Raw genomic sequence first — 19,713 nt, forward strand, 5'->3', positions numbered from 1 at the left:
AGTAGCACCGCTAGTATGAATGCGGGTCTGTAGCTCAGCTGGTTAGAGCACCGTGTTGATAACGCGGGGGTCGTTGGTTCGAGCCCAACCAGACCCACCACGTATCAAGCGCATGTAATTCCCTGGGGGATTAGCTCAGCTGGGAGAGCACCTGCTTTGCAAGCAGGGGGTCGTCGGTTCGATCCCGTCATCCTCCACCAAAAAGTCCAAACGTAAGTCGTCAGATTTAGGTTTGATCTTTTAGAGATCACTGCTGTTTCGTTCTTTAACAATCTGGAAGAAGTAAAGTTTTATTAAGCGTATTCAGCAATGAATACACTTAGGGTAGTGTTCCGAAAGGAACGCATACAAAAACTCATCAAACACAGTAGTAAATGCTTGCGCTATAGCCGTCAAGGTTATGGGGACAAGTGAATAAGTGCACATGGTGGATGCCTTGGCGATTACAGGCGATGAAGGACGTAGAAGTCTGCGATAAGCTTCGGGGAGTTGACAAACGAGCATTGATCCGAAGATTTCCGAATGGGGAAACCCGGCCTTATAGGTCATCACTCACTGAATACATAGGTGTGTGAAGCGAACGCGGCGAACTGAAACATCTAAGTAGCTGCAGGAAAAGAAATCAACCGAGATTCCCAAAGTAGTGGCGAGCGAAATGGGAAGAGCCTGCATATGATAGTCGGACTGGTAGTGGAAGCCTCTGGAAATAGGCGCCATAGTGGGTGATAGCCCCGTACGCGAAATCAGACCGGTGGTACTAAGTATGCGACAAGTAGGGCGGGACACGAGAAATCCTGTCTGAATATGGGGGGACCATCCTCCAAGGCTAAATACTCGTAATCGACCGATAGTGAACCAGTACCGTGAGGGAAAGGCGAAAAGAACCCCGGGAGGGGAGTGAAATAGATCCTGAAACCGTGTGCATACAAACAGTCGGAGCGGACTTGTTCCGTGACGGCGTACCTTTTGTATAATGGGTCAGCGACTTACATTCAGTAGCGAGGTTAACCGAATAGGGGAGCCGCAGAGAAATCGAGTCCGAACAGGGCGCTAGTTGCTGGGTGTAGACCCGAAACCAAGTGATCTATCCATGGCCAGGTTGAAGGTGCGGTAACACGCACTGGAGGACCGAACCCACTAATGTTGAAAAATTAGGGGATGAGCTGTGGATAGGGGTGAAAGGCTAAACAAACTTGGAAATAGCTGGTTCTCTCCGAAAACTATTTAGGTAGTGCCTCAAGTATCACCATCGGGGGTAGAGCACTGTTATGGCTAGGGGGTCATCGCGACTTACCAAACCATTGCAAACTCCGAATACCGATGAGTGCGAGCTTGGGAGACAGACATCGGGTGCTAACGTCCGGTGTCAAGAGGGAAACAACCCAGACCGCCAGCTAAGGTCCCAAAGATTGGCTAAGTGGAAAACGAAGTGGGAAGGCTAAAACAGTCAGGATGTTGGCTTAGAAGCAGCCATCATTTAAAGAAAGCGTAATAGCTCACTGATCGAGTCGTCCTGCGCGGAAGATGTAACGGGGCTAAGCCAGTCACCGAAGCTGCGGATATGCATTTATGCATATGGTAGGAGAGCGTTCTGTAAGCCTGCGAAGGTGTCTTGTAAAGGATGCTGGAGGTATCAGAAGTGCGAATGCTGACATGAGTAGCGATAATGCGGGTGAAAAGCCCGCACGCCGTAAGCCCAAGGTTTCCTGTTCAACGTTCATCGGAGCAGGGTGAGTCGGCCCCTAAGGCGAGGCAGAGATGCGTAGCTGATGGGAAGCAGGTTAATATTCCTGCACCGTCGTATGATGCGATGGGGGGACGGATCGCGGAAGGTTGTCTGACTGTTGGAATAGTCAGTTTCTGGTTCATAGAAGGTGCTTAGGCAAATCCGGGCACATAATTCAAGGGACTGGGACGAGCGCCCATGTGGTGCGAAGCAATCGGAAGTGGTTCCAAGAAAAGCCTCTAAGCTTCAGTCATACGAGACCGTACCGCAAACCGACACAGGTGGGCGAGATGAGTATTCTAAGGCGCTTGAGAGAACTCGGGAGAAGGAACTCGGCAAATTGGTACCGTAACTTCGGGAAAAGGTACGCCCCAGTAGCTTGACCACTTTACTGTGGAAGGGTGACAGGGTTGCAATAAAATGGTGGCTGCGACTGTTTAATAAAAACACAGCACTCTGCAAACACGAAAGTGGACGTATAGGGTGTGACGCCTGCCCGGTGCTGGAAGATTAAATGATGGGGTGCAAGCTCTTGATTGAAGTCCCAGTAAACGGCGGCCGTAACTATAACGGTCCTAAGGTAGCGAAATTCCTTGTCGGGTAAGTTCCGACCTGCACGAATGGCGTAACGATGGCCACACTGTCTCCTCCCGAGACTCAGCGAAGTTGAAGTGTTTGTGATGATGCAATCTACCCGCGGCTAGACGGAAAGACCCCATGAACCTTTACTGTAGCTTTGCATTGGACTTTGAACCAATCTGTGTAGGATAGGTGGGAGGCTTTGAAGCGGGGACGCCAGTTCTCGTGGAGCCAACCTTGAAATACCACCCTGGTTTGTTTGAGGTTCTAACCTTGGTCCGTTATCCGGATCGGGGACAGTGCATGGTAGGCAGTTTGACTGGGGCGGTCTCCTCCTAAAGTGTAACGGAGGAGTTCGAAGGTACGCTAGGTACGGTCGGACATCGTGCTAATAGTGCAATGGCATAAGCGTGCTTAACTGCGAGACCGACAAGTCGAGCAGGTACGAAAGTAGGACATAGTGATCCGGTGGTTCTGTATGGAAGGGCCATCGCTCAACGGATAAAAGGTACTCTGGGGATAACAGGCTGATTCCTCCCAAGAGTTCATATCGACGGGGGAGTTTGGCACCTCGATGTCGGCTCATCACATCCTGGGGCTGTAGCCGGTCCCAAGGGTATGGCTGTTCGCCATTTAAAGTGGTACGTGAGCTGGGTTTAAAACGTCGTGAGACAGTTTGGTCCCTATCTGCCGTGGGCGTTGGAAATTTGAAGGGGGCTGCTCCTAGTACGAGAGGACCGGAGTGGACGAACCTCTGGTGTACCGGTTGTCACGCCAGTGGCATTGCCGGGTAGCTAAGTTCGGAAGAGATAACCGCTGAAAGCATCTAAGCGGGAAACTTGCCTTGAGATGAGATTTCCCGGAGCCTTGAGCTCCTTGAAGGGTCGTTCGAGACCAGGACGTTGATAGGTCAGGTGTGGAAGTGCAGTAATGCATTAAGCTAACTGATACTAATTGCCCGTACGGCTTGTCCCTATAACCTTGACGGTTATGAATCAATGATGATTCCTCGCATTTACTCTGTGATGAGAGTTACCCTCGCTTTACTTCTTCCGGATTGAGCAGTGACGTTGCCCTATAGGGGATGGCGCTGCATACAAGTCATGCCTGATGACCATAGCAAGTCGGTCCCACCCCTTCCCATCCCGAACAGGACCGTGAAACGACTTTGCGCCGATGATAGTGCTGCAACCAGTGTGAAAGTAGGTTATCGTCAGGCTGTTATACCGAGAAAAGCCCACCAGTGATCTGGTGGGCTTTTTCCATTTGTGCTTCGTGTTTTGTAATGCGCCGCGGACTTGGCTCGGCGTCTCGGGTTTTTTTGCTCCGCCGGGCACTGCCCGACGTCGCTCCACTCACAGGACCGTGAAACGACTTTGCGCCGATGATAGTGCTGCAACCAGTGTGAAAGTAGGTTATCGTCAGGCTGTGATAGTGTCCCCAGGAGTGGTGTATGAGAAGTGATTCTCAAGGGGCTGGGTCCCCGATCAGTTAATCACGGCGGAGAGCCGTGCGGGCTGATTGTCGCTCAAGGACAATAATCCTTCAAGCTGCATGTATCGGCGCTGCAAGGACCACTCGTCATTCTGTTCGAGCATCATGGCCCCGACCAAGCGGATGATGGCGGCATCGTTAGGGAATATACCGATGACGTTGGTTCTACGCTTCACCTCGGCGTTCAATCTTTCAAGCGGATTGGTGCTGTGAATTTGGGTCCGATGCGCTTTCGGGAAGGTCATAAACGTCAGTACCTCGTGCTCAGCATCGTCCATCATCGCAGCCAGTTTCGGAAATTTGGCCCGCAGCTGATCGGCAACGATGCGCCACTGTGCACTGGCCGCTTCCGCAGTTTCCTGCACGAAGATCGTGTTGATCATGGCGAGTACGGCTTGTCGCTGGCCCTTTCCAGCATGGGCCAGGGCATTGCGGATGAAGTGGACGCGGCAGCGCTGCCAGCTCGTTTTGAGTACTTTGCTGGCAGCGGCTTTGAGGCCTTCGTGGGCGTCGGAAATGACCAGCTTCACGCCACGTAGGCCGCGACGCGTCAGACCGCGCAGGAAGTCGGTCCAGAAAGGCTCTGCCTCCGAAGGCCCAGTTGCTACGCCAAGAATCTCACGCACACCATCGGTATTGACGGCCACGGCGATTATCACGGCCACGGAAACGACCCGCCCGGCCTGGCGCGACTTCACGTATGTCGCGTCGATCCACAGGTAGGGCCAATCGCCTTCGATCGGCCGATTCAAGAACGTTTGTACGCGCTCGTCGATCTCTTCGCACAGCCGGGAAACCTGACTTTTCGATACCCCGCTCATGCCCATTGCCTTGACCAGCTCATCGACTGAGCGCGTCGAGATCCCCTGGATGTAGGCTTCTTGGATGACTGCAGTGAGCGCCTTTTCGGCAGTGCGCCTTGGCTCGAGAAAGCCGGGGAAGTAGCTGCCACTGCGCAGCTTCGGGATTTTCAGATCAACCTTGCCGGCCCGGGTTTCGTAAGCCCGGTCGCGGTAGCCGTTGCGGCTCTTAATGCGCTCATCGCTGCGTTGGCCGTATGCAGCTTGGCAGAGCGCTTCGACATCCATCTCCATAAGCCGCTGCAGGGCGTGCTGCAGCGTTTGACGGATGAAATCTGCTTCTGCCCCCTTTTCGGCAAGCTCGGATAATGCGATAGTGGCGTCGGTCATTGTGGCTCCTACTGTGGTTTTGTTAAGGTCTTCGCAAACCCAACATTACCTCAAGAATCACAATGGCCGCCCTCAAGCTGCCTTCCTAAACGCCAACTCTGGCGAAGTCTTCATACACCACGCTGCGGGACACAATCCAGGCTGTTATATAGAGAAACCCCCGTCCAGTGATCTGGCGGGGGTTTTTTGCTTTTGGCCACCCAAATTGTTACCGAAAAACCGGGGACAGGCTCCGATTTCGTCGCGAAACCTGCAACGAAACCAGTGACAGGCTCCAATTTCGTCGCGAAAGTTGCAGGGAAACGGTGACGGGCTCCAACTGCGAAGAGCCTTTCGAAAACAATCGGAGCCTGTCACCGGTTTTCCGGAAACCTTTCGAAAAAATCGGAGCCTGTCACCGGTTTTTCAGGCTTCCTGGGCCGTTTGCGGATATTGGGAGCATGGGCTCGCCGCTTGAAGTTCGTTGCGCCGCGTCCGACAATGGACTGGCAACCTCCTGGTTGCAGAGGAGATGTCCATGAGGCACCAGCACGTATTGCGAGCCCTGCTGGTTATGGCCAGCATCCACGTGCCTGTCCTGGCGCGTGCCGGGCAAGTGCCTGAGCGCCCGGCGCCCACGCCATTCGAGCAGGCGGTGACTGCGAAAATGAAGCAGGCCAGCATGCCTGGACCGGGCCACCGGAAGCTCGAACCCCTCGCGGGCAAGTTCAGCGTATCGCTGAAAATGTGGACGGAACCGTCCAGAGTGCCGCCGCAGGCGCCGGCGCCGGAACCGGAACTGGGCACCAGTGAACGCCAGTGGGTTCTCGACAAGCGCTTCCTGGAAGAGACCTACCACGGCACCTACGCTGGCGAGCCCTTCGATGGGAAGGCAACCATGGGCTACGACAATGTGACGAACAAGTATGCGGCGACCTGGATCGATACCTCGACCTCGAGCCTGAGCACGTCGCAAGGGGCGCTGAAGGGCAATGTGCTGACGTTGAGAGGCATGACATCCGATGCGATGGAAGCCAAGGCAGTGCCCTACATCATGAAGTTCATCATCGCCGATAACGACCATCACACGATGGAGTGGTGGGCGCCGGGGCCGAAAGGCAAGTATGTGAAATGCATGGAAATGCAGTACACCCGCATCAAGTAGCCGGACGGATATCGCCGCTCGCGATCCTGGCGCTCCCGTCAGCGTTCCCGTCAGCGCCAGCAGCGTGGCGCTTGCATTGCTCGGCCAATTTCCCGGTGTACTCAAGCTATCGCGCGCCGCTCTACGGATCAATATTAATGTGATCCGGCGGTGATGATAGCCGGCGCCCTGCCGGATATATGGCCTAGTATGAAACGAGACATATCACTCACGATGGGAGGTGGCGCGCATGGGCGCTCGAAGTGTGCACGACAGTGCGGGACTCAACACTAGGGAGGCGACATGAAAGCGAAACAGCAAAAAGGGGCGGCCGCGGCAATGGCCGATGATTGCGGCTGCAGCGAACCGAACGCAGCGAAAGGCGACGGGGCGGCCAGCGGCAATGGTATCGCGCATTTCCAGATGGCTGGCGAACAACCGCTCGGCCTGGCCGATGGCGACGATCGCGGCATGCCCGGCGTATCGAAACGGGGCAGCCTGGACGGCATGCCTGCGGGAAGCATGACGGAGCGGGCAGACAGCCGCAACAATGCCATGCCAGGCGGACCAATGAACGGCGGCGGCGCCGGCCAGGGTGGCACCGGCGGCACGGGAGGCATGGGCGGTTCGGGCGGCTCGGGCGGCAGCGGCGGCGGCAACAGCCAGCCGCGGGTCAGGCGTTGCGCCACGATGGATGTGCATCGCCGCCTGTTGTCGACCAATCCCGCCTACGCACGGGCGCGTGACCAGATCGAAATCCGCGCGCAGCGTTATGAAGCGGGCAGCGCCAGCGCGCAACGCACCGGCGTGACACGCATTCCGGTGGTGGTCCATGTCGTGTGGAACACCGCTGCGCAAAACATTTCCGATGCACAGATTGCCAGCCAGATCGAGGTGCTGAACCGCGACTTCCGCCGCACCAATCCGGATGTCGCCACCACGCCGCCGCCATTCCTGCCGCTGGCCGCCGACGCCCGCATCGAATTCGTGCTCGCGACGTCCGATCCGAACGGCGCGCCCACCACGGGCATCGAGCGCCGGCAAACCACGGTCGCGGCATTCAGCGACAACGACGCCGTCAAGTCGGCCGCCAGCGGCGGGCTGGACGCCTGGCCGGCAGAGCGATACCTCAATATCTGGGTGTGCCAGCTGGGTGGCGGCCTGCTGGGCTACGCGCAGTTCCCCGGCGGCCCGGCCGAGACCGATGGCGTGGTCTGCCTGCAATCGGCGTTCGGCACCATCGGTACCGCGGCGGCCCCATTCGACCTGGGCCGCACCACGACGCACGAGATCGGCCACTGGCTGGATCTCTTCCACATCTGGGGCGATGACGGCACCGGCTGCTCCGGCTCCGACAACGTGGCCGATACGCCGAACCAGGGCGGCGGCAACGTCGGCGTCCCCACCTTCCCCCATATCTCGTGCAACAACGGCCCGGATGGCGACATGTTCATGAACTACATGGACTATGTCGACGACCGCGCGATGGTGATGTTCTCCGCCGGCCAGGTGGCACGCATGCAGGCCTGCCTCGACGGCGTGCGCGCCAGCATCGGCATCGACTCCACGGCCACGCGGCCCAGCTCGGAGCCCGTGGTGGCATGGGGCCCGAACCGGCTCGACACCTTCGTGCTCGGCACGGACCGCGCGCTGTACCACAAATGGTGGGACGGCTCGGGCTGGGGGCCATCGGTCACCGGCTACGAACAGATGGGGGGCACCTGCACCAGCGTGCCGCAGGCCGTCGCATGGGGACCGAACCGCCTCGACGTGTTCGTCACCGGCACCGACAGCGCGCTGTATCACAAGTGGTGGGATGGCGCCGCCTGGGGGCCTTCCGTCACGGATTACGAGTACATGGGCGGCATCTGCTCCGGCGACCCGCGCATCGTGTCATGGGGTCCGAACCGGCTCGATGTCTTCGTGCTGGGCACCAACCGGGCACTGTTCCACAAGTGGTGGGATGGCGCCGCGTGGGGGCCGTCCGTCACCGGCTATGAAGACATGGGCGGCACCTGCATCGGCCAGCCGGAAATCGTGTCGTGGGGCCCGAACCGGCTTGACGTGTTCGTTATCGGCACCGACCGTGCGCTGTACCACAAGTGGTTCGACGGCGTCGGCTGGGGCCCGTCGCTGACCGGTTATGAACGGCTGGGGGGCATCTGCACTTCCGCTCCGCGCGCCGTGGCATGGGGTCCGGACCGTCTCGATGTCTTCGTCACCGGTACCGATGGCGCGCTGTACCACAAGTGGTGGGATGGCTCGGCCTGGGGACCGTCCGCCGATGGCTTCGAACGGATGGGCGGAATCTGCGTCGGTGCGCCGCAAGCGGTCGCGTGGGGGCCGAACCGCCTCGACCTGTTCGTGCTCGGCACCGACAGCGCGCTGTACCACAAGTGGTGGGATGGCGCCGCCTGGGGGCCGTCGCTCACCGGCTATGAATACATGGGCGGCACCTGCACCTCCACGCCCCGCGTCGCGTCGTGGGGTCCGAACCGGCTCGATGTCTTCGTCACCGGCACCGATAGCGCGCTGTATCACAAGTGGTGGGATGGCGCCGCGTGGGGGCCGTCCGTCACGGACTACGAGTTCATGGGAGGCGTGATCTCGGCATTCCGCACCGGCTCGCAGGAGGCGGGCGGCCTGGCGGTACCGGCAGCGGCACAGGTACAGGCACCCCAGGCGCCGGCGATCGCCACCACCGCCAGGGACCTGTTGCACCGGTCGCTGACGATGCATGCCTGACGGAGCGGCGATGGCACCGCAACCGTCCGGCCCGCACGCGGCCATCACCTGGGCCCACTCGTTCGAGGAGGACGAGGGGGAGATCCAGGTGTACCGTCCGCGCGATACGTTTCCTTTCCCGCCCAGCCGGCGGGGGCGGGAAACCCTGGTCTTCGATCCGGGCGGCCGCGCCAGTGCCGGCATGCCCGGCCCGGATGACCGCATGAAGGCACCACAAGCGGCGCCACCGTTCGACATCGTCGATGCCGGCACCGATCGCCTGAAAATCAGGATGCGCTGATGCGGGATTGCCGGCCACCGCAAGGGTGGCCGGTTCCCGAACCGTTCAGAAGCTGTACCGCATCTGTGCCGTGTACCGCGGGCCCGTGACGAACCACGCGTGCCGCTGCTGGCCCACATGCTGCGTGACTTCCTGCTTGAAGATCGTATTGGTCAGGTTCTGCGCCTCGATCCCCAGAGAGAGGTTGTCGGTCAGCTTGTAGAAGAACGAGCCGTCGAGCTGGCCATACCCCGCCGACCACAGCGGCAGGCCCCAGCCCAGATTGGTGGCGCCGAAGGTGCTGCTGGCCGGATTGGTGTCTTTCGCATCGAAGCCCCGTGCGCCATACACCGACAGCCCTTGGAGGCTGCGCGAGCGCCAGTTGTAGGCCAGCCGGGCCGATACCGGCCCCTGGTCGAACATCAGGGCCAGGTTGACGGTCCGGCGCGACAGCCCGGTCAACGGCAGGTTGCCGAACGAGCGGGCATCCGTGTCGCAGCCGTTGATGTACATGTTCAGGTTCGAGACGCTGTCGCTGCCCTGGCACCATGCGCTGAAGACGGGGTTGTACAGCTTGCGCTTGCTGTCGACGAACGTGAAGCTGCTCTGCACGCCGAGTCCCCTGGCCCACGCCGGCAGGAAATCGAAATACTGCTGGTAGGCGATTTCAAATCCGCGTGCCGTTCCCTTGGCGCCGTTGACCGGCGACGTGACCCCGAAGGCATGCATCTTCCCGCTGGCGTCCGGCAGGTTGTAGGTCGACATCTGGTCGACCACGATATCCTTGAGCCGCTTGTTGAAGACCGCGAGGGTGATGGAATTGCCGGGCGCGAAATAATACTCGGCCGTCACGTCGATCTGGTTGGCGGTGGTGGGGCGCAGCATCGGGTTGCCGCTGGCGGTACCGGACAGGTCGACATTGGTCACCCGCACCACGCCCGTCTCCGCATCGGTCGTGCTCGTGATGTTCTGCGTCAGCGTGGTCCTGCCCTGCATCTTGCTGAAGTCCGGGCGCGCCATGGCCCTGCCCAGCGCCAGGCGGAACTGCAGCTTGTCGCTGGCTTTCAGGCGCAGGTTCAGCGTCGGCAACAGCTTGCTGTAGGAATTCTCGTAGCTCTGGTGCGCGGCATAGGCGGGGATATCCGGTATCGGTACGCCGGTCACCGGACCGCCATCCGATCCGGACGGCACCGACGGCGTGAAGACCGTATAGCCGCTGGCCTTCAGATCGGTTTTCACATAGCGCACGCCGAGACTGCCATCGACCGGGAAGCGCCATTGATCGAAACCGAAGCGCAGCTGCGTGTAGAAGCTTTTGGTCTTTTCCGTGACGAGGTTGGTATCTTCGGGCTTGTCGGTGAGCGACTTGCCCTGCCATGGCGCGCATCCGCCCCAGCCCTGCGCGATCCGCTGTTCCTCGCACAGGATCTGGTGGAAATCATGCAGTTTCTGGTAGGTGCCGGGAAAGCCGCGCGCCAGGCTGGTATCCGGGAAGATGACGCCGGGGACCGTGGCATCGCCAAGGAAGAAGTTCGGATAGCTGTTTACGCTGTAAGGCGCGGCGAAGCGCGGATCGTTGAGGCGCGCCACATGCGGGATTTGCCAGCCCACCATCCACGGCTGCGTGACGCCTTCCCAGTGATACCCGGTGTCCTCGGTGCGCGACTCGCGCTCGGCGGCACGCACGCCGAAGCGGACGTCGCGCAGCACAGGGTGGTCGAAGGTGTGCACCGCGTCGAGCTTGAGCGCATCGTTCTCGCCATGCGAGCGGTCGAGGTGCTCCATCGTGTAGGCCCAGTAGTAATTGGCGGGATTCGCCAGGTACTTGCGGTCGTCATCGGTGAAGTGGATGACCGGCAGCTTGCCGCTGAGGTCGAGATGCTGCGATGGCAGCTGCACGCCGGTGGCGACATCGGATGCGAAGCCGGCGGTATTGGCACGCACGCGCTGGACGTCCGCCTCGATGGTCCATGCCGGGCTGACGCGCCATTGCGCATTGAAGGCGATATCGGTGGTATCGGAGTTGCGGTCATACACCTGGCGGTCGGGGTTGACGTTGATGCCGCCGGCCTTCGGGTCGGACAGGATGCCGCTGACGAATGCGCCGGCCGCGTCGTACACGCCGTTGGCCACCTTGATATCGAAGGGCGTGGTGTGCTGCATCAGCATCGCCGCTTCCGACCACGTCATCTCGTAATCCGAGCGGAAGTAGGTCAGCGAAGTGCTCAACTGTCGATTCGGACGCCACTGGAAGGCCGCGTACTTGCCCTTGCGTTCGCGCTGGTATTCCATCGAGCGCCACATTGCCGCCTTCGGTACCCAGACCGTGCGGCCAGGCTCGATCTCGTCATGCGGATACAGCGGATCGATGACGAAATTGTCGGTGCGCGTATTGCTCTTCGAGTGGGCCAGGTCCACCAGTGCGCCGAATTCGCCGAGCCCGGTCTTCCAGCGGTTCGACAGCAGGAGCGAGTAGGAAGGCTGCGCCTTGCCGCCATACAGCCGCGAATGCGTGGCCTGTACCGAAATCGCGCCCCTGAAGCCGGCCTGGTCGAACGGCATCGCGGTGCGCAGGTTGACCAGGCCGCTGATGCCGCCTTCGATCTGCTCGGCCGAGGGATTCTTGTAGACATCGACACCGGCCATCAGCTCGGGTGGCACATCCTCGAAATTGAGCGAGCGGCCGCCATTGGCCGAGAACGACTCGCGTCCGTTCAGCTCGGAACGCACATAGGTCAGGCCCCGGATGGCGATGGCCGAACCTTCGATGGCGAAGCGCTGCGGATCGCCCTGCATGGCCCGGTCCATCGTCACCCCGACCACCCTCTGCAGCACTTCGGTCACCGAGCGGTCCGGCAGCTTGCCGATATCGTCGGCGACAATCGAGTCGACGATCTCGTCGGCATCCTGCTTGATTTTCTGTGCCGATTGCAGGGCGGCGCGCTGCCCGGTGACGACGACCGTGGCCGTTTCAGTGCCGGCCGCGGCTTCCTGGCCCGCGGCAGGGGCGCAACACAGCATGGCGAATTGCGCCGCAGCCACGGCGATCGCGGTTTTCTCGATGGTTTTCATTATTGTCTCCAGTTGGGGTACGGGCCGCTCTCCACGCGCCTTGACAGTCCGGATGTGGATCAGCCGTTTTTCCGGTACATCCCTTTTCAAGCCGGCAGTGCGATGACCGGCAATATCGCGCCGCCTGCCGAAAGTGATGTCCAAAATTTATTAGGTACAATCGAGTCTTATCAAAAGCGCGGCGGGCGTCAACATCAGTGCCAGCGGACCCCGCGTGTTTAGCGAAATTCACTAAATAGAAAAACACGGACACGTTCAACTGTTGTATTCCAGTCAAATCTTGGAAAGCCGGCGGGAAAGAAGCGGGAAAGAAGGCGGAAAGAAGCGGGAAACAATGCACAATATCAATTTTTCGGGAAAATGCTCTTGGTAAGCTCGGCTCTTTACCAGAGCGAGACCAGCATGCCCAAAATTCTTTTTGCTGCGATCGCAGCTGCGTTTGCCATGTTTGCCACTGCCGCGGAAACTTCCGTGAATACATCGCCCGCCGGCTTGAAAGGCGCACTGGAACGGGAATCCATCGGCTTGCTGTCCGCCGACGGCATGCGGCTCGGTACAGGAAAATGCGGCGATTGCACGGTGCCGAAACAAGGCCTGTGGTATTTCGAAAATGAAGTGATCGCCGTGCCCGGACCGGGCGTGGCGGTGTCCGGCTTCACTCCGGGAGCCGACAGGCGCAGCGATGTCGCCGCATGGGCCGCCGGATCATCGGCCACGAAGCTGGCCCATCCATCCCTCGTGTGGATCGGTGCTCCCAGCATTCTCGAAGGCGCGGTGATGCTGCCAGGCGGCCAGCGCGTGCGCACTTCCGCCGGGAGTGAACTCGACATCGAACTGGTGCCGAAGATCGCCACCAACCTGTCCTATGCCAACGCTGGCACTGCCGCTTATTTCGCCGGGCGCGAGGTGCGGATGCGCGGCACGTTCGGCGGCGCCGGTGCTGAAGAGGTGTTTGTCGCCCGCACCATCTGGCCCAGCGATTTCTCTTTCGAACCGGCCCGTCTGCACAGCGCGCCGCTGCAAAAACCCTCCGACCTGGCGGCATTCGTCCGCGCGCCGATGAAAGAGGGCGGCGGAATGGAAACACGCCTGTTATGGGAGCGGCATCCCGGCCAGCAGCGCGACTGGCGGCAAAAGCCGGTATTGGGATTCGTGCTGAATGGCGCCCAGGGCGACGACGATGAAGCGATGGGCGGGCATTTCGCCATTGCCACCGGCCGCATCGGCGAACGCGGGCAATGGGCCGACTGGGCCGTGAATAATTTCTACAATCTGGATTCGTTCAGCGAAAAAGGCATCGTGGCGGCGACCGTCCCGATGGATAACTACCTGATGGATTTGAATAGCGGCCAGCAATACTATCGCCCGTCTTATATGCTGGTCGCGGTATTGAAAAACGAGCGCACCGCGGCGGCATTCCAGGGTGGCGTGCAACGCGTGTTCAACCAGCTTTACCGGCATGATTTCCAGTATCGCCACGCCAGCGCGAATTGCGCCGGCATCAGTGTCGACGTATTCGATTCGCTCGGCTGGCATATTCCCGGGCGCGGCCCGACCGCGCCAGTGAAATCGCTGGCCGCGTATGCCTTCATTGCCGCCAAGGATCGCAGCTTGCAGGCCGGCCGCAAGATCTACGACTACCTGAATGAAGAGCAGACCCGGCTGCTGCCGGCGGTGGCGTTCGAAGCTGCGGGGCTGGACCTGCTGGAGATCGTCGGCGCCAAGGGGAGCAGCCGCACCTTGACCGCCTACGAACAACAGCTTCGGGACGATGTGGAAGCGATCTTCCTGGTGCGCATTCCGCAGGTGCCGTCGAGCCGCGCGACAGGGTCGGCACCGGTGTTCTCGTTCGATGAATTCCGCGCGCGCGTGCCGGAAAACCAGGCCGACTGGAAGATCGTGCCGGTGGCGGCGCGGCCTTTCCCGGCGGCGCTGCGCGATCCTTCCACCGTGCTGGAGCGCGAGCCGGCGCCTGTTCCGCTGCCGGTGGCCGGCATCGGCGGCGCCCTCCTGGGGGCGTTGGCCTTCTACCTCTGGCGGCGCAGGAAAGCCAGGGCCGCCGGCAAGCGATCCGTTTCACGGCCGGAAGAGCTGGTGCACTGAGTCTTCTCCCGGGTAAGGCATGTCCTACAAGCCCGCACAGGCTGCGCCGATACAGCCATGCATGCCGCGGGCGCATGATCGCCCTGTTGACGCCCCGCTGGCGTCGCCACAGGAGGAGGACATCATGTCGAAAAAAGGCAGTCCGGACGATAAACGCGTCCGCTCGCAAACCACCAAGGACCAGAACACCGTCGCCGAAGGCAGCCTGCAGGGCGTGGCCCCTGGCGCCGTCGCGCAGGGTGGTGCAAACGTGCAATCCGCATCGGAAGAGCAGCAGGGCACCTCGCTTCGCGACCGTGGTTCGATGCAGGGCATGCCCGACGAAGAGGTGGGCAGCAGCCGGGGCGGCGAGGGCGCCCAGCAGGCAGGCTGGAGCGCCCGCCAGAAAGCCATGCGCGAGGAAGCCCGGGCCGATGAAGACCGCGCAGCGGCACCGCGCCAGTCCGGCCATGGCGGCCTGGAACAGAAACAGCGGGCCGGTTCGCAGGAATCGCCGACCGGCCCTTCCGGCAACCGGCAATCCGGCGATGCCAACAACCAGCAGCGCCAGGGCAATCCGGGCGAGGCGCCATCCGACGCCGGCAGCCGCCCGACCGACAAGATCCAGCAGCGCTGACCAGGGCCCCGTGCGCGGTGTGCGCTGGCACCGGTCCATCGGCCGAACCTGTGCCAGTGAATCTGTGCCAGTGAATCTGTGCCAGTGAATTTGTGCAAGTACTACCCCGCGCACGGTGCGCTCCAGCCCGGCCCTGGTCGGCAGACCTGGCCGGGCCACGCCACGCCCGGCGCATGCGGCGCAAAGCAGTAACGATGACGGCCAGTAACGATGGCGGCCGCCTGACGCGCGCACTATCGCCACCGTCCGCCCAGACCGGCGCCAGCGTCCTGCCCATGGCGCCGCCATCCAGAGCAGACAGGATCCAATCGCCGCGTCAAAGCGGCTAAGATTTCTTCGCGTTCAAGCGCCCGCGGGTACCTGAACGGTTGCCGCGCGCCCGGAGCGTTACAATCCGGATTCAACAATAGAGGAAGCCCATGAACGAAGAGCTGGCTCGCAGCGTGGTCCTGGTGCGCGCGATCGAGACCACCGACCAGAAGCGCGAAATCCTCAGCGACGACGATCGCCGCTACGCCAACCGCACCGCCCGCGAACTGGCCCAGTGGCAGGCGTCGGAAACCAGGGGGCCGGCCACTTCCGAGCATTTCCTGCAGCAGCGTTCCGAACAGGTCATCAAGAAGCTGTCCCAGCGCCATCCGGCGTTCGCGGCGTTCGCGAAGCGCGCGCCCGGCCTGCACGCCACCGCCTGGCTGCTGCCCTTGCTGGCCCTGGTGCTCGGCGGAGCGCTGGACCGGATCACCGATCCGCACCGGGTCGACCTGCTGTCCGCACCGCTGCTGGCGATCGTCGGCTGGAACCTGCTCGTGTACCTGGTGATGCTGGTGTGGCTGTGCATACCGAAAGCCGGCACCACGCGGGTGCGTGCCGCATGGATTCGCCACCTGTCGGTGGGCAAGGGCGCGATGCCGCGCAAGATGCCGCACGCGCTGTCGTCCGGCCTGTATGCGTTCATGGCCGACTGGACCCTGCTGAGCGCGCGGCTGAACGGGGCGCGCCTGTCGCGCACGATGCACCTCTCCGCCGCGCTGTTCGCCGTGGGGGCGCTGGCATCGCTGTATGCGCGCGGCATGCTGTCGCAATACGGCGCCGGCTGGGAAAGCACGTTTTTGAACGCCGCACAGGTCCATGACATACTGGCGATCCTGTTCTGGCCGGCGATCACCGTGTTCGGCCTGCAGGGCTTCACGCTGGCCGATGTGCAGGCGCTGCATTTCGCGGCGGGCAGGCCTGCCGCGGCGGTGGATGGCGCCCGCTGGGTGCACCTGTATGCCGCGACCTTGGTGCTGCTGGTCGTCCTGCCCCGTCTCGTGTTTGCCGGGTTCGCGGCCGCCAGGGCGGCGATGCTGAAGCGCCGCTTCCCGCTCGATCTCGACCAGCCCTATTTCCGCCAGTTGAACGATGCCGCCGGCGGCGAGGCGGGCATGCTGCGCGTGCTGCCCTACAGCTTCACGGTGGACGAAGCGCGCAGCCGCGGCCTGGAAGCGGTGGCGGCGCAGCTGCTGGGCGAGCGCGCCCGCGTGCGCCTGCTGCCACCGGTTGCCTACGGTGCCGACCCCGCGGCCATCCTGCGCACTATCGATCACCCCCGCGATCCCGGCGTCACGTCGACGGCCCTGCTGTTCAGCCTGGCCGCCACGCCCGAGAAGGAAGCCCATGGGGCGTTCATCGTCCAGGCCGCGGGGGCGCTGGCGCAGCGGGTCGTCGTGCTGCTCGACGAATCCGCCTTCAGCAGCCGCACGCCCGATCCGCAACGCGTGCGCGACCGGGTGGAACTGTGGCGCGAGTTCTGCGTGTTCCACGGCGCCGAGCCCACCGTCGTCAACCTGCTTGCGCCGCAGGCGCCGGCCAAGGGGGAGGGCGCATGAGCACGACGATCCAGCTGGCCCTGATCTCGCATACGAACAATGGCAAGACCACGCTGGCCCGTACGCTGCTGGGCATGGACGTGGGCGAAGTGCGCGATGCGGCGCATGTGACGGTGCTGAACGAAGCGCACACCCTGCAGGCCACCGAAGGGGGCGACCGCCTGGTGCTGTGGGATACCCCCGGCTTCGGCGACTCGGTGCGGCTGATGAAGCGCCTGGCGATGGCCGGCAACCCGATCGGCTGGTTCCTGCGCGAAGTGATCGACCGCTACCGGGACCGGCCGTTCTGGCTCAGCCAGCAGGCGCTGCGCGCCGCGCGCGACGACGCCGACATCGTGCTGTACCTGGTCAACTCCGCCGAGCGGCCGGAGGATGCCGGCTACCTGCCATCGGAAATGCGCATCCTCGAGTGGCTGGACAAGCCGGTGCTGGTCTTGCTCAACCAGATGGGGCCACCGCGGCCGGCACCGGAAGAGGCGGCCGAACAGCTGCGCTGGCGCGAGCACATGCGCCAGTACGGCGCGGTGCGCGATGTGCTGGCGCTCGATGCGTTTGCCCGCTGCTGGGTGCACGAGCACGTGTTCTACGAAGCGCTGGGCCGGCTCGTGCCGGAGGAGAAGCGCCCCGCGCACGGCCGCCTGCTGGCCGCCTGGGAAGCGCAGAATGCGCAGCGCTTCCACCAGTCGATGGCCGTGATTGCGCAGCAGCTGCACGATGCGGCGCGCGACCGCCAGCTGGTCGAAACGGCCGACAAGAGCATGCTCGGTTCCGCCCTCAAGCTGGTCGGCATCGGCAAGGGCGACGACCGCAAGCGGCAGGAGCGGGCCATGAACACGCTGGTGGCGCGCCTCAACCTGGGCATCGGCCAGGCCACCGTGGGCCTGCTGTCGCTGCACCGGCTCGACGCCAGCGCGGCCACCACGATCAATGCCCGCGTCAGCAACAACTTCGTCGTCAAGGCGCCCGTCGAAAAGGGCCAGGCCGCACTGCTGGGGGCGATCGTGTCCGGTGCCGCGACCGGCCTGTCCGCCGACCTGGCCGCCGGCGGCCTCACGCTGGGCACGGGCGCGCTGCTGGGCGGCGTGATCGGCGCGCTCACGTTCGCCGGCGCCGCCTGGGGCTTCAATGCCGGCACCGACCGCAACACGCCATCGATCGCGCTGTCCGACGACTTCCTGCGCACGCTGCTGGTCACCAACGTGCTGCGCTACCTGGCCGTGGCGCACTTCGGGCGCGGGCGCGGCAACTTCGTCGAAAGCGAGGCGCCGGCGTTCTGGCAGGACGAGGTGGAGCAGGCCGTGGCGCTGCGCGAGAGCGAGGTGGCCGACCTGTGGCGTGCCCTGCGCGAGCAGGAGGAGCCGGATATCACCGCCGCCACGGCATTGCTGGTCGCGATCGCCCGGCAGGTGCTGGCGCGCCTGTATCCTGGCGCGCCGGTTTCGGGCTGAACCGCCCAGCCTCCGCGCCGCTACAGCTTCCCTTCGCGCACGTAGCCATCGGCGAAGATCAGCGCCGGATCGCCATCGCCCGAGTGGGTGCCGGGGCCGTTGACCAGGCCGCCGGCCAGCCAGCCGCCGTTCCACGCCGCCAGCGAGCGCACCTGGTTCTGGCGGGCGCCCGCGGTGAAGGGCAGGCGCTGCTGCACGGCCCCATTCGCATCGAGCACGGCCAGCAGCGGCTGCGACGTTTCCGAAATGCTCGCGCCGCCCGGATTCTGCGTGTAGCCCGTGGTACCTGCCGCCAGCATGCGCCCGTCCGCCAGCGGCAGCACGTCGAACACGATGTCGCAGCGGTCCACGTCGACCAGCTGCACGCGCGGTGCGTGGCCGGGCTCGAGCAGCGCCACGTAGGCATCCCAGCCGGCATGGTCGGCCGGCGTCGACGTGCGCTGCCGGCCGGTCACCGCCACCGTGTCGCCGACCCAGCGCACGCCGTGCACTTCGGGGCGCACCGCCATCGGCACCACGCGCGTGCCGAGGCGCGTGCCCGCGGCATCGAGTTCGGTGACGAACAGGCCATACGCCATCCCGGCCGGCAGCGTTTCATGGAAGTGGCGCGCGTGGCCGTCGATCAGGTTGGTCCGGTCGCTCTGTACCGCGATGGCGATGCGCCCGGTCGCGCTCACGTCCAGCCGGACATGGGCCGGATTGGCGAGCGACTGGAACGGATCGAAGCCGCCGCCGATGATCGCGCTCAGGCCGAGCTGCACGCCCGGTTCCACCAGCGTGCGCCAGCGCTGGGTGAAGCCGGCCGGGCCGTAGCCGAACCGGTAGGCGACTACCGCGTCCTTGCCGGTGCGCAGCGCGAGCACGGCCTCTTCGCCGAGCGATGCCAGGCGTGCCGCGTCGCGTGTCACGTAAGGCAGCATCGCGTCCGGATCGCGCACGTAGATCGGGTCGTCCATGTACGGATCGTGCCGCACCGCGGGGTCGGCGAACGCCTGCTCGCGCAGCAGGGTGCCGCGGCTGTCGAAGCGCAGCAGGCGCGCTTCGGTATCGGTGCCCAGGATCGCCGACACCTCCAGCGAAGGGTGCTGGGTGAAGTCGAGCAGCGACCAGCCGGCCGGCGGCGCATAGGTGGCCGGCGTGCCGGCGCCCCGGGCGAACAGCAGGCGGCGTTCAGGCCGGGTCTGCGTTTCCACCTTCTGGGTTTCGGCCAGCGCCGCCCAAGCGCCACCGGCCGCACGGACCTTGACAATGGCAGCGCCGGAGAGTGCGTACTGCACCGGCACGGGTGGCGGTGGGGGCGGTGGTGGAGGCGGCGGCGGTTGGTCGCCCTGGCGCGGCCCGGGTTCGGAAGAACCGCCGCCGCACGCGGCCAGCAGCGCCACGGCGAACATGGACAACATGGCGCGCCGGCGCGGGAGGGGAGGGAGCATGGAGTGTTCCTGTCGTGATGGAACAGCCCATTCTAGGCAGCGAGTGTCGTGAAAATTACC

10 protein-coding genes, 2 tRNA genes and 2 rRNA genes are annotated in these 19,713 nt (G+C 62.9%); 11 read left to right on the forward strand and 3 right to left on the reverse strand.

Going from position 1 to position 19,713, the window contains the following annotated elements:
• Window positions 1-23: 23 nt before the first annotated feature.
• The 4 genes from OU994_RS09805 to rrf all read left to right on the forward strand — a co-directional run bounded on the left by OU994_RS09805 (window position 24) and on the right by rrf (window position 3,524).
• Window positions 24-100 (forward strand) — tRNA-Ile (locus OU994_RS09805).
• Window positions 101-124: 24 nt separating this feature from the next.
• Window positions 125-200: transfer RNA gene (locus OU994_RS09810), tRNA-Ala, on the forward strand.
• Window positions 201-404: 204 nt separating this feature from the next.
• Window positions 405-3,280, forward strand: a 23S ribosomal RNA gene (locus OU994_RS09815).
• Window positions 3,281-3,411: 131 nt separating this feature from the next.
• Window positions 3,412-3,524 (forward strand): 5S ribosomal RNA (gene rrf / locus OU994_RS09820).
• Between the two features lie 268 nt (window positions 3,525-3,792).
• On the opposite strand, the gene OU994_RS09825 is transcribed toward rrf, so the two are convergent.
• Complete coding sequence (locus OU994_RS09825) at window positions 3,793-4,989, reverse strand: IS256 family transposase (protein ID WP_281610594.1); 1,197 nt, start codon at window positions 4,987-4,989, stop codon at window positions 3,793-3,795.
• 517 nt (window positions 4,990-5,506) lie between these two features.
• On the opposite strand from OU994_RS09825, the gene OU994_RS09830 reads away from it, so the two are divergent.
• The 3 genes from OU994_RS09830 (at window position 5,507) to OU994_RS09840 (ending at window position 9,137) form a co-directional block, all read left to right on the forward strand.
• Window positions 5,507-6,133 (forward strand): DUF1579 family protein, encoded by a 627-nt coding sequence (locus OU994_RS09830; protein WP_281610595.1) that lies wholly within the window; start codon window positions 5,507-5,509, stop codon window positions 6,131-6,133.
• A gap of 282 nt (window positions 6,134-6,415) precedes the next feature.
• Entirely contained in the window at window positions 6,416-8,857 is a 2,442-nt protein-coding gene (locus tag OU994_RS09835) for a M43 family zinc metalloprotease (protein ID WP_281610596.1), read from the forward strand.
• Window positions 8,858-8,867: 10 nt separating this feature from the next.
• Window positions 8,868-9,137, forward strand: coding sequence for a hypothetical protein (locus OU994_RS09840; RefSeq protein ID WP_281610597.1), 270 nt, complete (start codon window positions 8,868-8,870; stop codon window positions 9,135-9,137).
• Window positions 9,138-9,182: 45 nt separating this feature from the next.
• Here the strand turns inward: OU994_RS09840 and OU994_RS09845 are convergent, their stop codons facing one another.
• Window positions 9,183-12,188, reverse strand: a complete 3,006-nt coding sequence (locus OU994_RS09845; protein ID WP_281610598.1) for a TonB-dependent receptor — start codon at window positions 12,186-12,188, stop codon at window positions 9,183-9,185.
• A gap of 471 nt (window positions 12,189-12,659) precedes the next feature.
• Here OU994_RS09845 and OU994_RS09850 point away from each other — a divergent pair, with 471 nt between their 5' ends.
• The 4 genes from OU994_RS09850 to OU994_RS09865 all read left to right on the forward strand — a co-directional run bounded on the left by OU994_RS09850 (window position 12,660) and on the right by OU994_RS09865 (window position 18,223).
• Complete coding sequence (locus tag OU994_RS09850) at window positions 12,660-14,291, forward strand: hypothetical protein (protein ID WP_281610599.1); 1,632 nt, start codon at window positions 12,660-12,662, stop codon at window positions 14,289-14,291.
• Window positions 14,292-14,415: 124 nt separating this feature from the next.
• On the forward strand, window positions 14,416-14,907 hold the full coding sequence (locus OU994_RS09855) for a hypothetical protein (RefSeq protein WP_281610600.1): 492 nt from the start codon (window positions 14,416-14,418) through the stop codon (window positions 14,905-14,907).
• A gap of 419 nt (window positions 14,908-15,326) precedes the next feature.
• Window positions 15,327-16,775: a DUF2868 domain-containing protein gene (locus OU994_RS09860; RefSeq protein ID WP_281610601.1), complete on the forward strand. Its 1,449-nt coding sequence runs from the start codon at window positions 15,327-15,329 to the stop codon at window positions 16,773-16,775.
• Window positions 16,772-18,223, forward strand: coding sequence for a DUF3482 domain-containing protein (locus OU994_RS09865; RefSeq protein ID WP_281610602.1), 1,452 nt, complete (start codon window positions 16,772-16,774; stop codon window positions 18,221-18,223). Before OU994_RS09860 ends, OU994_RS09865 begins: the two co-directional genes overlap by 4 nt.
• 20 nt (window positions 18,224-18,243) lie before the next feature.
• Here OU994_RS09865 and OU994_RS09870 read toward each other — a convergent pair whose 3' ends face one another.
• A complete protein-coding gene (locus OU994_RS09870) occupies window positions 18,244-19,653 on the reverse strand; it encodes a hypothetical protein (protein ID WP_281610603.1) in 1,410 nt (469 codons plus the stop codon).
• Window positions 19,654-19,713: the final 60 nt, after the last annotated feature.

The sequence above is a fragment of the Pseudoduganella sp. SL102 genome (genome assembly GCF_027856995.1).
Taxonomy (GTDB): domain Bacteria; phylum Pseudomonadota; class Gammaproteobacteria; order Burkholderiales; family Burkholderiaceae_D; genus Rugamonas; species Rugamonas albidiflava.